The sequence below is a fragment of the Bradyrhizobium sp. USDA 4532 genome, from assembly GCF_024171315.1.
Classification (GTDB): Bacteria; Pseudomonadota; Alphaproteobacteria; order Rhizobiales; family Xanthobacteraceae; genus Bradyrhizobium; species Bradyrhizobium australafricanum.
The window spans coordinates 6,582,162-6,597,680 of sequence record NZ_JALJZN010000001.1 but is presented as its reverse complement, the minus strand read 5'-3'; the positions used below and the strand labels follow the sequence as shown (position 1 = coordinate 6,597,680).

12 protein-coding genes are annotated in these 15,519 nt (G+C 66.8%); 9 read left to right on the top strand and 3 right to left on the bottom strand.

Going from position 1 to position 15,519, the window contains the following annotated elements:
* Window positions 1–76: 76 nt before the first annotated feature.
* The gene (locus tag J2R76_RS30285) at window positions 77–250 is read left to right on the top strand and encodes a hypothetical protein (RefSeq protein ID WP_194295436.1); all 174 of its coding nucleotides are present in this window, start codon (window positions 77–79) and stop codon (window positions 248–250) included.
* Window positions 251–456: 206 nt separating this feature from the next.
* A complete protein-coding gene (locus J2R76_RS30280; RefSeq protein ID WP_076834888.1) occupies window positions 457–1,449 on the top strand; it encodes an ABC transporter substrate-binding protein in 993 nt (330 codons plus the stop codon).
* Window positions 1,450–1,467: 18 nt separating this feature from the next.
* On the opposite strand, the gene J2R76_RS30275 is transcribed toward J2R76_RS30280, so the two are convergent.
* Window positions 1,468–2,715, bottom strand: a complete 1,248-nt coding sequence (locus tag J2R76_RS30275; RefSeq protein WP_253625302.1) for a hypothetical protein — start codon at window positions 2,713–2,715, stop codon at window positions 1,468–1,470.
* Window positions 2,716–2,941: 226 nt separating this feature from the next.
* On the opposite strand from J2R76_RS30275, the gene J2R76_RS30270 reads away from it, so the two are divergent.
* A complete protein-coding gene (locus J2R76_RS30270; RefSeq protein WP_076834886.1) occupies window positions 2,942–4,180 on the top strand; it encodes an MFS transporter in 1,239 nt (412 codons plus the stop codon).
* 28 nt (window positions 4,181–4,208) lie between these two features.
* Here the strand turns inward: J2R76_RS30270 and J2R76_RS30265 are convergent, their stop codons facing one another.
* Window positions 4,209–4,661: a MarR family winged helix-turn-helix transcriptional regulator gene (locus J2R76_RS30265; protein WP_076834885.1), complete on the bottom strand. Its 453-nt coding sequence runs from the start codon at window positions 4,659–4,661 to the stop codon at window positions 4,209–4,211.
* 76 nt (window positions 4,662–4,737) lie between these two features.
* On the opposite strand from J2R76_RS30265, the gene J2R76_RS30260 reads away from it, so the two are divergent.
* A complete protein-coding gene (locus tag J2R76_RS30260) occupies window positions 4,738–6,558 on the top strand; it encodes a chloride channel protein (RefSeq protein ID WP_244559028.1) in 1,821 nt (606 codons plus the stop codon).
* A gap of 356 nt (window positions 6,559–6,914) precedes the next feature.
* The gene (locus J2R76_RS30255; protein ID WP_076834884.1) at window positions 6,915–8,633 is read left to right on the top strand and encodes an amidohydrolase family protein; all 1,719 of its coding nucleotides are present in this window, start codon (window positions 6,915–6,917) and stop codon (window positions 8,631–8,633) included.
* Window positions 8,634–8,857: 224 nt separating this feature from the next.
* Here the strand turns inward: J2R76_RS30255 and J2R76_RS30250 are convergent, their stop codons facing one another.
* Window positions 8,858–10,186, bottom strand: a complete 1,329-nt coding sequence (locus J2R76_RS30250; protein ID WP_057021225.1) for an MFS transporter — start codon at window positions 10,184–10,186, stop codon at window positions 8,858–8,860.
* Between the two features lie 222 nt (window positions 10,187–10,408).
* On the opposite strand from J2R76_RS30250, the gene J2R76_RS30245 reads away from it, so the two are divergent.
* The 4 genes from J2R76_RS30245 to J2R76_RS30230 are packed head-to-tail and all read left to right on the top strand — an operon-like array spanning window position 10,409 to window position 15,391.
* On the top strand, window positions 10,409–11,170 hold the full coding sequence (locus tag J2R76_RS30245; protein ID WP_076834883.1) for a class I SAM-dependent methyltransferase: 762 nt from the start codon (window positions 10,409–10,411) through the stop codon (window positions 11,168–11,170).
* 36 nt (window positions 11,171–11,206) lie between these two features.
* Window positions 11,207–11,860, top strand: a complete 654-nt coding sequence (locus J2R76_RS30240; protein WP_057021223.1) for an ABC transporter ATP-binding protein — start codon at window positions 11,207–11,209, stop codon at window positions 11,858–11,860.
* Window positions 11,857–14,316 (top strand): ABC transporter permease, encoded by a 2,460-nt coding sequence (locus J2R76_RS30235; protein ID WP_253625301.1) that lies wholly within the window; start codon window positions 11,857–11,859, stop codon window positions 14,314–14,316. Before J2R76_RS30240 ends, J2R76_RS30235 begins: the two co-directional genes overlap by 4 nt.
* Window positions 14,306–15,391 (top strand): lipocalin-like domain-containing protein, encoded by a 1,086-nt coding sequence (locus J2R76_RS30230; protein WP_253625300.1) that lies wholly within the window; start codon window positions 14,306–14,308, stop codon window positions 15,389–15,391. The genes J2R76_RS30235 and J2R76_RS30230 overlap by 11 nt, the downstream gene beginning before the upstream one ends.
* Window positions 15,392–15,519: the final 128 nt, after the last annotated feature.

Below are 15,519 nucleotides of genomic sequence, written 5' to 3'. Positions count from 1 at the left end.
CGTCCCCGAACATTACAAACGCACCGAAACTGGGGTAGAGTTCCGGCAGCTGATTTGACCCGCGCAGGGGAAACGCATGGCCAAGGCCGGGAAGCAGACCAAGGGCGGCACGAAGACCAAAGACAAGACCGACGACAAGGCGAAGAAACCTCCGCCAGCCGCAGCGCTACAGGACGATGATTATTACGAGGACGGCGATATCGCCACACCGAAGCTCGACCGCTACGGCAATGATGACGAGCCGTTGTGAGGCCCGGCGAATATCGATCCACAGATCCTGCGCGCAGTCGCGCGCGGCGGCCTCGTAGCTCGCGAGCTACCGAGCCCGGCTCGTCGTCGCCAAGCAGACATTAGGTCGCAGCGAGGTCATCGGCCGGACCACCCTTCCGGATTGGTTGCCCACCCCCTGGATGCTAGGCTTCGCATGGACGCTGGGTCCTTGCTGGGGGCGGTGCCATGAGGTTTGCGAAGGCGGTGCTCACGGTCTTCTGCATGATCGCGTCGATGTGCGACCCGTCCGATGCGCAACAGGCCCCCAGGAAAGTAGGAATCCTCGTCAACGGCAGCCCGTCGCCGCTGTTCGACTCCATCAAGAAGAACCTTCTGAGCGACTTCGCCGAGCGCGGCTATCTCGAAGGACGCGACATCGTCATCGAACCGCGATTTGCCGAATCGAAGCTCGAGCGCCTTCCGGGCCTCGCCTCGGAGCTGGTCGGTGCGAATGTGGATGTCATCCTCGCACTCGGCGGCCCGGCGTCGGTCGCGTCGCAGAAAGCCACGTCGACGATCCCGGTGATCTTTGCGATCGTGACCGATCCGGTCGCGTTGAAGCTTGTCGCCTCGATGGAAAAACCGGGAGGCAACGTCACGGGCCTCACCAACCTCGATCCGCAGCAGGCCAGCGACCAGTTCAAGCTTCTGAAGGAGGCATTCCCCGGGATCACGCGCGTTGCGATTCTCAGTGATCAAACGATCCCCGGCGCGGATGAACGCGGGCTCGCCCCGATTGATCGTGCCAACGAGGCAGCAGCCAAGGCCCAGGGGGTGGAGCCGCAAATCGTGAAGGTCAAGGGTGCAGACGATCTGGAGGCCGCGATTGCCGGGATGGCAAAGGAGCGCGCGCAGGCGCTGCTGGTCCTTGAAGTGCCGGTGCCCTGGAGCAATCGAAAACGAGTCGGTGAACTGGCCATCAAGAACCGCTTGCCGGCAATGTTTCCCGGCGGCCAGGCGGACGCCGGCGGGGTGATTACTTATGGGGCCAACGTCGCCGATACATGGCGCGAGTTTGCGACATTCGCCGACAAGATTTTCAAGGGCGCGAAGCCGGGCGACCTGCCAGTCGGCGTCGTCACCAAGCGAGAGCTGATATTCAATCTCCAGGCGGCCCAGGCCGTGGGCGTCGAGATTCCACCGGAGCTCTTGAAGCGCGCAGACAAGATCGTGCGGTGAATTCGCGCTGGAGGGATACTAGCGGAAATCGCCATTCTCGATCGCCTTGATGCTGCCGCGATCGAGCAGATGCGCGCCAAAGCCGCCGCGCGCCAGCGATGAGGCGATCTGCGGTGATGCCAGCAGCAGCACTGTCGTCATCGCAAGCGGCACGGCGCTGAGCCAGTCGAGCCGCACCGGCGTCAGCTCTTCGCTGCTTCCCCAATAGTGCCCTTCGCCCGCGGCGATGCGGCCGCATTCCCGGATCAGGTCACGCCGCGTACCATCGCGCGACGCACTGCCGAGCAGCGCCTGCATCGCCAGATGCGTCCGCACCCCGGCGCGCCCCTCGGCCAGCGGCGCCGGCGTTTCGCCGCGCGAGACGCGCAGCAGCAGGTCGACCAGATCGACGCCCGACTGAAAGGCGTTCATCGGCTCGACCAGCCGTGGGTTGCAGTCGATCAGCAGCGGCGTCGCGCTGTCGAGCGGCATGATGACGTCGACCGAGAGCGCACCGTGCCAACCAAGATGCGCGCCGATGGTCTCGAGGCCGGCGCGGATCGCCAGCCGGCTCACGCTCTCCTTGATCGCCTCGCCGCCGCCGACACCGGCCGCAATCTGGCGGTAGGCATGGAAGCCGACGAGCGTGCCGTGGCAGAACACCGACTGCGCCTTCTCGACCGTGCCGGTGACCAGATCCTGCGCCAGCACCTCGCCGGCAAAATCGCCTGAGGATTCGAGGTCGTAGAGCGCGCGATTGAGATCACCAGCGTCGCGCACGAACCAGACACCGCGGCTGGCGGTGCCGACCGACGTTTTGACAACGGAGGGAAAGCGCACCGCCTCGCGCAGCTCCTCGGCCGAGTTCACGATCCGGGTCGGCGGCTGCGGCAGGCCGAGCCGGTCGAGCAGGCGGCTGAACCCGGCCTTGCTGTGCACGGCGCGATAGCTGGCGAAATCCGGCAGCGCGAGGCCAGTGCGTGAGGCCAGCCCCGCCGCGGCGCGGGCGAACAGAAATCCCTGTTCATGGGTCGGCAGCAGCACATCGAAATGCCGCGAGGCCAACAGGCGCTCGACGAAGCGCAGGAAGCCGGCCGGATCCGACCGCAGCGGCGGACAATGGTGGTATTTGCGGACAAAGCGCGAGTAGCGCGCCAGGCACCAGCGCGAGGGGTCGCAAACCTCGACGTGATGGCCGGCCAGGCCCAGGATCGTGATCGCCTCGCGGCCGGAGGTGCTGGAGCCCTCCGACACCAGCACGCGGAGCTGCTTTTTGGCGTCGATCATGGCCGATCATCGCCGTGCCGCCGTGCTTTGTCGCCGCATTTAATGCCGCATGTGTCGATCCGGCACGCCCGCGCCGGGGGCAGCCATGCGCCCGCGTTCATAGACAATTAGCGGCCGATCTCTATTTTCGGCGGGCCCTGCCGGGCATTTTGTTTGACGCGTTTTCTTCACGCGAACCGGTACCCACTTCGCTTGAAAACGCTATGGAACTGGGGTTTTCGACGACATGGTCGACGTTCTGGCCGCACCGCAGCAAGCGAAAGCCGACAGTGCGCTGCGCACGCTGACGGGGATTTCGGTCGCCCATTGGGTCAGCCATTTCCATATCTTCGTGCTGCCGATGCTGTTCCCGTTCCTGAAGCAGCAGCTCGGCGTCGGCTATGTCGAGCTCGGCCTGGCGCTGACGGTGTTCGCGGCGGTCTCCGGGCTGACCCAGGCGCCGATCGGTTACCTCGCCGACCATTTCGGCGCGCGCAAGATCCTGTTGATCGGACTGACCGTCGGCGGTTGCGCGCTGATCGGGCTCGGCCTGCATCTCAGCTATACGTCGCTGATCGTCTGCGCGGTGCTGCTGGGCCTCGCCAACAGCGTCTATCATCCGGCCGACTACGCGATCCTCTCGGCGCATATGGACGAGGCGCGGATGGGCCGCGCCTTCTCGATCCACACCTTCGCCGGATTCCTCGGCGGCGCGGTGGCGCCCGCGATCATGGCGGCGCTCGTGGCCTCGATCGGCGGCCTCGGCGCGCTGATCGTCGCCGGTGCGGTCGGGCCGCTGGTGGCGCTGTTCCTGATCGTGCTCGGCATTCCCGATGCCGGCGCCAACAAGAACAAGGCAAAGGAGGGCGCCGCGCCGAAGGCGAGCGTGATCACGCCGGCGCTGATGGTGCTGACGGCCTTCTTCACGCTGCTCAGCCTGTCGACCTCGGGCATCAACAATTTCGGCGTGGTCGCACTGATGGGCGGCTACGGCGCGTCGTTCTCGACGGCCAATATCGCGCTGACCGCATTCCTCGGCGCCAGCGCGGCCGGCGTGCTCGCCGGCGGCTACCTCGCCGACTGGACCCACCGCCACAGCCAGGTCGCCGCGGGCTGCTTCGCGGTCAATGCCGCCCTTGTGCTGCTGATTGCGCTGCTCGACCTGCCGCCGGTGGCGCTCACGCTGGCGATGGGGCTTGCCGGATTCCTCGGCGGGGTGATCGCGCCGTCCCGCGACATGATGGTGCGCAACGCGGCACCGCCCGGCGCCGCCGGCCGCGCCTTCGGCATCGTCTCCACCGGCTTCAACTTCGGCGGCATCGTGAGCCCGCTGCTGTTCGGCTGGATCATGGACCAGCACATGCCGCACTGGGTGTTCGGCGCCTCCGTGGTGTTCATGGTGCTGACCGTGCTGCTTGCCCTCGTCACCGAGCGCAAGCCGCAGGCTTCGGGATACGAGGCCGAGACCGCCAGCCCGCGCGCCTGAAACGCGAAACGTTGCGCACGCAGCGCGCTCACTCCGACCGTCGCGACAGCACCTGCTTCAGGAGCGGCTCGATGCGCGACAGCTCATCGAGATGGACCGCCGACAATTCGGCGAGATGATCGGCCGCAAGGCCGGTTAATTTCAGCAGCACTCGCCGCTGGTCGGCGGGATCGAGCACGCGCTCGACCAGCCCGGCCTCGGACAGCCGGTCGACCAGTTCGACCGTGGTGTGGTGACGAAGCCGCAGCCGTTCGGCCAGATCACCGACCGCAACCGGCCCGCCGCCCGGATACCCCCGGATCGCCAGCAATGCCTGATGCTGCCGCGGTGTCAGGCCTGCGGCCTTCGCGGCGTCCTGGCTGAACTCCAGAAACCGGCGGATCAGATAGCGAAATTGCGACAGCGTTTCGTAATCGCCCTGGCTGGGAACCCGCTTCTGGTCCTGCCTCGGCGATTTCGACGGTGCTTTCAACGCTGCCATTCGATGTCTCCCGCTTGTAATTATATCGCAATGCGATATGACGCCGCGTCCACTTCACCCGAGCCTTACGCCACCAATGAGCGCCATTTCCACCAAATCGAGCGTCTCCGCCACGAACACCGCCCCAAACACCGCCAAAATCGGCGAGAAGGCCAGCCACCTCCTGAGCGACTTCACGACCGATCCGCGCGTCGTGGTGATCTCGGCGATCGCCGTGTTTGTCTCCGCCGCAGGCGTGCTGGCCGGGGCGGGACTGCTGCAGCTGATCAAGCTTGCCACCAACATCGCCTATTTCGGCCAGTTCAGCTTCGCCGACCTGAAATTGCAGGATTCGCCGCTCGGGCTCTGGACCGTGCTGGTGCCGGTCGCGGGCTCGCTCATCATCGGGCTGATGGCGCGTTTCGGCAGCGAGAAGATCCGCGGCCACGGCATCCCGGAAGCCATCGAGGCCATCCTGCTCGGCCGTTCCCGGCTCGACCCCAAGGTGGCGATCCTGAAGCCGTTGTCGTCGGCGGTGTCGATCGGCACCGGCGGCCCGTTCGGCGCCGAGGGCCCGATCATCATGACCGGCGGCGCGATCGGCTCGCTGATCGCGCAGATGCTCCCGGTCAGCGACAACGAGCGCAAGACCCTGCTGGTGGCGGGCGCCGCCGCCGGAATGACCACGGTGTTCGGAACGCCGATCGCCGCGATCATGCTCGCGGTCGAACTGCTGCTGTTCGAATGGACGCCGCGCAGCTTCATTCCCGTCACCGTCGCCGCCGTGGTGGCGGCGGTCGGACGCACCTTCCTGCACATGCCCGCGCCGCTGTTTCCGTTCACCGGCGGCGTCGACATCTCGGTGCTGCAGCTCGGCGCCTGGATGCTGATCGGGATCCTCTCCGGGCTGCTGTCGGGCGTGCTCACCCAGCTGGTCTATGGCTGCGAGGACATCTTCCTCAAGCTGCCGATCCACTGGATGTGGTGGCCGCTGATCGGCGGCTTGGTGGTCGGCCTCGGCGGCTTGATCGAGCCGCAGGCGCTCGGCGTCGGCTATGACAACCTCGCGTCGATGCTGCAAGGCGATGTGGTGCTGAAGGCCGCGCTGCTGCTGCTCGTGGTGAAAGCCGTGATCTGGTCGGTCGCGCTCGGCTCGGGCACCTCGGGCGGCGTGCTGGCGCCGCTGCTCATCATGGGCGGCGCGATGGGAACGGCGCTGAGCGGCTATCTGCCTGAAGCGAGCCCCGGCTTCTGGGCGTTGCTGGCGATGGCGGCGACAATGGGCGGCACGATGCGCTCGCCGCTGACCGCGACCTTCTTCGCCGTCGAACTCACCGGCAACACCCATGTGCTGCTGCCGCTGATCGCAGCCTGCGGCACCGCGCACGGCGTCACGGTGCTTTTGATGCGGCGCTCGATCCTGACCGAGAAGGTGGCTCGGCGCGGCCATCATCTGGTGCGCGAGTACCGTGTCGATCCGTTCGCGCTGACCCGCGTGCGCGACGTCATGACCAAGGCGGTCGAGACCGTCGCCGACACCATGACGCTGCACGGCGCGGCCGCCTTCCTGACCAACCCGAAGACCGGTCACCCCAGCTTTCCCGTCGTCGACGCCAACCACCACGTGCTCGGCGTGATCGACCCGCCGTCCGTGCTGCGCTGGCGCCGCGCCGGCAAGCATCGCACCGCGACGCTCAAGCAGCTGCTGGCCGGCAGCAAGATCACCGTCGCCTATCCCGACGAATATCTCGACCGGCTCGCCGACCGCCTGATGCAGGTCAACGTCTCGCATCTGCCTGTGATCTCGCGCGAGGATCAGCGCCTCGTCGGTTATATCGGCTGGAAGGACCTGATGCGCGTCCGCGCCAGGCTGCAGGCCGAAGAGACCCAGAAGACGGCGTTCTTCGGCGCGCGATAGCGCAATACGAGTTCATTTCGAATCGAGCCGCGGACTCCGTTTCACCTCGCCCCGCGTGCGGGGAGAGGTCGGAACGCATCGTTAGATGCGTTCCGGGTGAGGGGGAGCTTCCACAAACGCAGCTATCACCGCTTATGCGGAGACAGCCCCTCACCCCACCCCTCTCCCCGTGAGTACGGGGAGAGGGAGCGCAGCGCCGCCTGCCGTCGAGGAACAAATTTCCGTCGGGCGGCAACGTTCGATCCCAGCTGGCAAATCAGCATCAGCGCATCCCAGAGCTTCATCGGCGCTGGTTGACAGCATCAGGGGCTGACCCATGATGCCGTCAACCAAAAACAGCCTCGGGATGAAATGCCATGACCTCGACCCCAGACCTCGTGATCCGCGGCGGCACCATCGCCGACGGCAAGGGCGGCGACCTCTATGAAGCCGATGTCGCGATCACAGGCGGCAAGATCACCGAAGTCGGCAAGGTCTCGGCAAAGGGCAAGGAAGAGATCGACGCCCGCGGCAAGCTGGTGGCGCCCGGCTTCGTCGACGTCCACACCCATTACGACGGCCAGGTGACCTGGAGCCAGGACATCACGCCGTCGTCGCAGAACGGCGTCACCACGGCGATCATGGGCAATTGCGGCGTCGGCTTCGCGCCGTGCCGGCCGAGCGACCACACCAGGCTGATCCAGCTGATGGAAGGCGTCGAAGACATTCCGGAGCCGGTGCTCTCCGCCGGCATTCCCTGGGCGTGGGAGAGCTTCCCCGACTACATGGAGTGGCTGTCGAAGCGCAATTTCGACATGGACATCGGCGCGCAGCTGCCGCATGCGGCGCTGCGGGTCTATGTGATGGGCGAGCGCGGCGCGCGCCGCGATCCCGCAACGGCCGAGGACAACAAGGCGATGGCGGCGCTCGCCGGCGACGCGGTGCGGGCGGGCGCGCTGGGTTTCTCGACCTCGCGCACGCTCAATCACCGCACCTCGACCGGCGACTACACGCCGACGCTGAAAGCCGGCGAGGATGAACTGACCGCGATCGCCGGCGCGATGCACGGCGTCGGCCGCAGCGTGCTGCAATTCGTGCTCGACCAGAGCACCGTGCACGAGGACCTGCCGATGATGCTGCGGGTCGCCGAGAACACAAGGTGTCCGATCTCGTTCTCGGTCGCCCAGGCCGACAAGGCGCCGCGGCGTTGGCGGCAGACCATGGACACCATCAACGAAGCCGCCGCCCGCGGCCTGTCGATCACGACCCAGATCGCGGCGCGGCCGGTCGGGCTGCTGCTCGGGCTCGAATTGTCGCGCAACCCGTTCCAGACCCATCCGAGCTATCGCGAGATCGCCAAATTGCCGCTGGCCGAGCGGCTCGCGCATCTGCGCCGACCCGAGGTGCGCGCGACGATCCTGAGCGAGAGCGCGACGGCGACCGACGATCCGCTGTTCTTCCGGCCGAACTACGACAAGATGTATCTCTTGGGTAATCCGCCGAACTATGAGCAGCCGCCGGAAAACGCGCTCGGGCCGCAGGCGCGGCGCCAGGGCCGTCAGCCGGAAGAGCTTGCCTATGACGCGATGCTGACCGACGAGGGTCGCGGCATGCTCTATGTGCCGTTCCTGAATTACGCCGACGGCAATCTCGACGCCGTGCATGAGATGCTGCGCGAGCCCAGTGCCGTGCCCGGCCTGTCCGACGGCGGCGCGCATTGCGGCATCATCTGCGATGCCAGCTTCCCGACCTATCTCTTGACGCACTGGACGCGCGACCGCAGCCGCGGCGAGAAGCTCTCGATCCCGTTCGTGGTCGCGGCGCAGTCGCGCAAGACCGCGCTGTCGGTCGGTCTGTATGATCGCGGGGTGATCGCTCCTGGTTTCAAGGCCGACGTCAACGTGATCGATTACGACCGGCTGCATTTGCACCCTCCGAAGGTGCATTACGACCTGCCGGTCGGCGGCCGCCGCCTCCTGCAGCAGGTCGACGGCTATGACGCCACCATCGTGTCGGGCATCGTGACCCAGCGCGAGGGCAAGGCCACCGGCGCACGCCCGGGCAAGCTCGTCCGCGGCGCGCAGGGGATGAATTGAGAGACGCAGCGATCCGGGCGACAGGACTCCCGCCTCTCCCCTTGTGGGAGAGGCCGGATCGCATGCAGCGGAGCGCAATGCGATCCGGGTGAGGGGTTGCGGTCTCTCGAGGGACGAAACTCGCGGAGGCAGACCCCTCACCCGGATTTCCCGCTGACGCGCGAAATCCGGCCTCTCCCACAAGGGGAAAGGCGAAGTGGAGCGAGTTGCCAGAGGTGCGCCCCTTACGTCGGCGACATCGCACCTTTGATCGTGCCCGCCGGCTGCGACGTGCCGGTCAGCCGCGCCCGCTCGCTGTTCGGCCACAGCAGCAGCAATCCGAGCAGGCCGGAGCCGGCCATGATCGCCGCGTTGATAGTGAAGCCGGACATGTAACCGGCCATCGGCGTTGCCGCGTGCTGGATCACATTGCCCATCACCATCGGCGCCAGGATGCCCGAGATCGTGTAGAGCGCGCCGTAGATCGCGATGATCGCGCCGCGCTGCGACACCGGCGTGAACTCGCCGAGCATCGGCGGGCACACCACGTAGATCGAGCCGCACAGGCCGGAGCCGATCACCAGCAGCGCGATCATGATCCCGCCGGGCGGCGCATAGGGCAGCATCGCAAGGATGGCGCCGCCGAAGATCAGCGGCACCGAGCCGAGCACGCCGCGCGCACCGCGGGTGGTGAAGCCGCGCGTCAGCATCAGCTGCGAGATCCAGCCGGTCAGCAGCACGATCGTCGCGCCGAAGATCCAGGGCAGGATCGAGACGAAGCCGGCCTGGTGCTGCGAGAAGCCGAGCCCCTCGATGATGAAGGACGTGAACCAGGTGAGCCCGAGCGACAGCGCCCAATAGGCGCCGAAGGTTGCTACCACGCAGCCGATGAAGGTGCGCGAGGTCAACAGCTTCCAATACGGAATCCGCGGCTCGTCGGCCGCCACGGCAGACGTCGACACCAGCGGCCCTTCCTTGCCGAGCGCGAACCAGGCGACCGCCCAGATCAGGCCGACGATGCCGAGCGCGCCGAAGGCGTGATGCCAGCTGTGATTGACGATGATCCAGTTCAGCGCGGGCACCGCGAGGATCACGCCGAACGCGGAGCCCTGCGACAGGATCGCGGTCGGCAGCGTACGCTTCTCGTCCGGAAACCATTTGTAGATCGCGTGCGCCGCGACCGAGAACGCCGGCCCCTCGCCGGCGCCGAGGATGATGCGGCAGATCACCAGCGTCGTGAAGCTGACGGTGCCGACCATCGGAAATTGCGCCAGCGACCAGATCACCGCCAGGATCAGCAGCACCCAGCGGGTGGCGACGCGGTTGACGATGAAGCCGACCACGATCGCCGAGATCGAGAACAAGAGGAAGAATGACGAGCCGAGATCGCCGAACTGCTCCTGGGTGAGGCCCATTTCCTTCTTGATCGGCACGCCGGCGAGCCCGACCACGATCTTGTCGGCAAAGTTCACCACCATGAACAGGAATAGAAGGAAGGTGATTTGCCAGGCGCCCTTCGGCGTCCCCTTTGACAGCCCCTCTGACGTCCTCTTGGACGTCGCTTGCGTAGTCATGTCCGGCTCCCCGTCGTTTCGTTTTGGCTTCGTAAATCGGCCCCGTCCGGCGATGCTAGCCACGCCTCGCCGTGCAACGCAACACCGCATTTCCTCGGGGTTGTGCGCCCCGGAGCGCTTCTAACGGCCCGATCACGATCGCGTCGGTCGCGCCAGTGGAGCGGTGAACTGTCATGTCCCGACTGCTATGTTCAGGGCCAACGAAAAGCCCGGGGTTATTTCATGAACAGATTGATCCTACGTGCCACCGCTTGCGCTGCACTTATGTCCGCCGCGCTGCTTGCCGCGCCTCAAGTCCGCGCGGAAGACGCCGCCAATCCCGACTACGCCGCGATCGTCGCCGCACCCGATCGCAGCGATGCGGATCGCCAGGTCGACCAGCGCCGGCAGCCGGCCGAGATGCTCACCTTTGCCGGCGTCAAGCCGGGTATGACGATCCTCGACATGGCGGCGAGCGCCGGCTACAGCACCGAACTGTTGGCGCGCACCGTCGCCCCGTCGGGCAAGGTCTACGCACAGGATTCCGCGACCGTGCTCGAGCGCTTCGTCAAGGACAAGTTCGACACCCGCGCCAAGGCGCCGGCGATGAAGAACGTGGTCCATGTGGTGCGGGACTATGACGACCCGATCCCGCCCGAGGTCAAGGACCTCGACATGATCACCTTCTTCTTTTTCTATCACGACATCACCTATCTGCCTGTCGACCGCGCCGCGATGAACAAGAAGATGTTCGCCGCGCTCAAGCCGGGCGGCTTGCTCGTGATCGCGGATCACTCGGCCAAGACGGGCGCAGGCACCGGTGTCGCCAAGACGCTGCACCGGATCGAGGAGAGCACCTTGAAGCAGGAGATCGAGGCGGCGGGCTTCAAGCTGGTGGCCGAGGGCGATTTCCTGCATCATGCGGAGGACCCCAAGGACATTCCCGTCTTCAAGGCACCGGTGCCGATCGACGAGTTCGTCCTGAAATACCAGAAGCCGCAATGAGGCCCAGCCATCGCTTCATCTGACCAGACCGCCGCGGTGCTTCGCGTCACCGGCCTGACCAAGAGTTACCGTTCTGCCGGCGAAGACGTCGCTGTGCTGCGCGGCGTCGACCTTGCCGTTGCGACCGGCGAGAGCGTGGCGCTATCAGGCGAATCCGGCAGCGGCAAGAGCACGCTGTTGCATCTGATCGCGGGGCTCGATGCCGCCGATAGCGGCGAGATCGCCCTCGCCGACACCGTCGTCTCCCACCTCAGCGACGCCGGTCGTGCCGAATTGCGCCGCAACCGGCTCGGCCTCGTGTTCCAGCAGTTCAATTTGATCCCGAGCCTGACGGTCGCGGACAATCTCGTGTTTCAGTCGCGCATCGCCGGACGGCATGACGCGGCCTGGCACGACGAACTGGTCGAGCGCCTTGGGCTGAAGCAGTTGCTGAAGCGCTATCCCGAGCAACTGTCCGGCGGCCAGCAGCAGCGCGTGGCGATCGGCCGCGCGCTGGCGCCAAAGCCGCTGTTGCTGCTCGCCGACGAGCCGACCGGCAATCTCGACGAGGACACTGCCGACGAGGTGCTGGCACTGGCACGCGATCTGGTGACCCGCACCGGCTGCGGCTTCCTGATGGTCACGCACAGCGCGCGGCTCGCCGCGACGCTCGACCGCCAGGTCACCCTGCATGCCGGGATCGTCGCATGAGGCGCGCGCTGTGGATCCTCGCGGTGCTGCTCAGCCACTGGCGGCGGCATCCGATGCAGCTCGCAACGCTCTTGATCGGACTGATCTCGGCCACCGCGCTGTGGAGCGGCGTGCAGGCGCTGAACCAGCAGGCCCGCATCGCTTATGATCGCGCCGCCGCGACCTTCGGCGGGTCGCGGACTGCAATGCTGGTCGCCAGGGACAGCGCGACCTTCCCGCAACAACTGTTCGTCGATCTGCGCCGTGCCGGCTGGCCGGTGTCGCCGATGCTGGAGGGCCGGGTCCAGATCGACGGGCGCAGCTTCCGCCTGCTCGGCGTCGAGCCGGTGACGCTGCCGTCCGAGGTCGGCAACGCGCCGGCGGTCGGACGCGGCAGCCTGCAGTCCTTCGTCACGCCGCCGGGCGAAATGCTGGTGGCGGGCGAAACGCTGCGCGATCTCGGCCTCAAGGAAGGCGAGCGGCCGCAGGCCAACGGCATGAGCTTGCCGCCGCTGCGCGTGCAGGCCGAGCTCGCGCCCGGCGCACTGATCGTCGATATCGGCATCGCGCAGGACATCCTCAAAGTGCCCGGCCAGGTCTCGCGCCTGCTCGTCGGCAAGTCCAAAGCGCCGCACACAGCGTTCGAAAACGTGGCGGGTGACAAGCTCCGCCTGGTCGAGCCGAGCGCGGAGAGCGACCTCGAACGCCTCACCGACAGCTTCCATCTCAACCTCACCGCGTTCGGGCTGCTGTCGTTCTTTGTCGGCCTGTTCATCGTCAACTCCGCGATCGGCCTCGCCTTCGAGCAGCGGCTGCCGATGCTGCGCACACTGCGCGCCTGTGGCGTCTCGGCGCGAATGCTCAACACCGTGCTGGTGATCGAGCTGGTGTCGCTGGCGCTGGTCGCCGGCCTCATCGGCCTCGTCTGCGGCTACTTCATTGCGGCTGCCTTGCTGCCGGATGTCGCGGCCTCGCTGCGCGGGCTCTATGGCGCGCAGATTCCCGGACAGCTTTCGCTTAAACCCGCCTGGTGGTTCGCCGGCATCGCTATCAGCATTCTTGGCGCGCTCGCCGCGGCGGCTGCGAGCCTTGCCAAGGCGATCCGGATGCCGGTGCTGGCGACGGCGCAGCCGCAGGCCTGGCAGCAGGCGCAGCGGCGCTGGCTGCTGCTCCAGAGCGCGGCGGCACTCGCGGTGTTTGCGGTCGCCGCGGGCCTGATCTGGTTCGGCGATTCCCTGATCGCGGGCTTCGCCGTGCTCGCCGCGCTGATGCTCGGCGCGGCGCTGATCCTGCCGATGGTCCTGCAGATTGCGCTGGCCTTCGGGCAGCGCAGCGCGCGGGCGCCGGTCGGCATCTGGTTCTGGGCCGACAGCCGCCAGCAATTGTCGGGACTGTCGCTGGCGCTGATGGCGCTGCTGCTTGCGCTCGCGGTCAATGTCGGCGTCGGCACCATGGTGGAAAGTTTCAACCGCACCTTCCTGGTCTGGCTCGACGGAAGGCTCGCCGCCGACGTTTACATCAGCGCCGCCAGCGATCAGCAGGCAAAGGAGATCAAGGCCTGGCTGCGCGATCGGCCCGAGGTTCAGGCCATCCTGCCCGGCGGCCGCGCCGACACCCAGCTCGACGGCGCGCCGATCGAGGTGCTCGGCCTGCCCGACCACGCCACCTATCACGACAGCTGGCCGTTGCTCGAAAGCGTCGCAAATGCGTGGGTTCGGCTGCGGCCCGGCGACACCTGCCTCGTCAGCGAGCAGCTGTCGCGGCGGATGAAGCTGGCGATCGGCGATCATATCGAGGTACCCGCCCCCGGCGGCAACTGGCCGCTCGAGATCGTCGGCATCTATGCCGATTACGGCAACCCCAAGGGCCAGATCGCGGTCAACTTCGCCGCGCTGACCCGGCGCTTCCCGCAGACACCAATGACACGGATGGGCCTCCGCGTGGCACCGGATAAGATCGCACCGCTGATCACCGCGCTACAGGAGAAATTCGGTCTCGATGATCGCAACATCGCCGACCAGGCCAGGATGAAAACGGAATCGAAGCGGGTCTTCAACCGCACCTTCTCGGTGACCGCCGCGCTCAACGCCTTCACGCTCGGCGTCGCCGGCATTGCGCTTTTGACCAGCCTGCTCACGCTGGCCAATTCGCGGCTGCCGCAGCTGGCGCCGCTGTGGGCGATCGGCCTGACCCGGCGGCGGCTCGCCGCGCTCGAACTGTTGAAGACCATGGTGGTCGCGCTGATCACCGCGCTGTTTGCGCTGCCGCTCGGCCTGCTGGTGGCGTGGTGCCTGCTTGCGATCGTCAACGTCAAGGCGTTCGGCTGGCGGCTGCCGTTCCACATTTTCCCGCTGCAGCTGATCGAGCTGCTCGCGGTGGCGCTGGCCGCCGCATTTTGTGCCGCGGCGCTTCCGGTCGCGAGGCTGGCGCGCATGCAGCCCGCCAGCCTGATCAGGATCTTTGTCAATGAGCGCTAGCGGCACCATCACCCGTCGCGCTTTTGCCGGCGGTGCGCTGGGGCTGGCGCTCGGCGGCAAGACGTTCGCGCAGGGCTTCGCCGGGCTCGGCGAGACGGCGGAAGGATTTGCCGCCGTCACGCCGGGCAAGCCATTCACGTTCCCCGCGGACCACGGCCCGCATCCGGAATTCCGGATCGAATGGTGGTACGTGACCGCCAACCTGTCCGACACGAGCGGCGCGGCCTATGGCGCGCAATGGACGCTGTTCCGCCAGGCGATGAAAGCGGGCGGACCGGCCGAGGGCTGGGCCAATCAGCAGCTCTGGATGGGCCACGCCGCCGTGACCAGCGCCGGCACGCACCGCTTCAGCGAAACCTTTGCCCGCGGCGGCGTCGGGCAGGCCGCTGTCGAAGCCACGCCGTTCCGCGCCTGGATCGACGCCTGGGAGCTGCGCGGGCGCGACGCGTTCGATGCTCAGCGCGTCGCACCGCTCGAGCTCAAGGCCTCCGCCGCCGACTTCAGCACCGCGCTGCGGCTCGAGGCCGACCGCGCGCTGGTGCTGCAGGGCGACCGCGGCTACAGCCGCAAGTCGGATCGCGGGCAAGCCTCCTATTACTACAGCCAGCCGTTCTACAAGGCGTCCGGCCGCATCGTAATCGACGACAGACCGGTCGACGTCACGGGCTCGGCGTGGATGGATCGCGAATGGAGCAGCCAGCCATTGGCGGCCGATCAGACCGGCTGGGACTGGTTCTCGCTGCATCTGCCCGGCGACGAGAAGCTGATGCTGTACCGGCTGCGCCAGAAGGACGGCCGCGAAAACCTGTTCGGCAACTGGATCACGCCGGACGGCCGCTCGGCCGAGATCGCCGCCAGCGGCAACAGCATCGCGCCGCTCGCGACCACCGAGATCGACGGCCGCAAGCTGCCGACGTCATGGCGCGTCAGCCTGCCCGCACGCGGCCTTGCCATCGAGACCACGCCGCTCAATGCACGGAGCTGGATGGGAACCAGCTTCCCGTACTGGGAAGGCCCGATCCGCTTCTCAGGCAGCCACGCCGGAATCGGCTATCTTGAGATGACGGGGTACTAGGACGTGACGGAATTGGTCCGAATGGGGCCGCGGCATAACTGTGCTCCCTCGCCCCGTTCTTACGGGGAGAGGGTTGGGATGAGGGGCCGTCTCCGCGTACTCGGTGACAGTTGGTCTCGCCGAGGTCC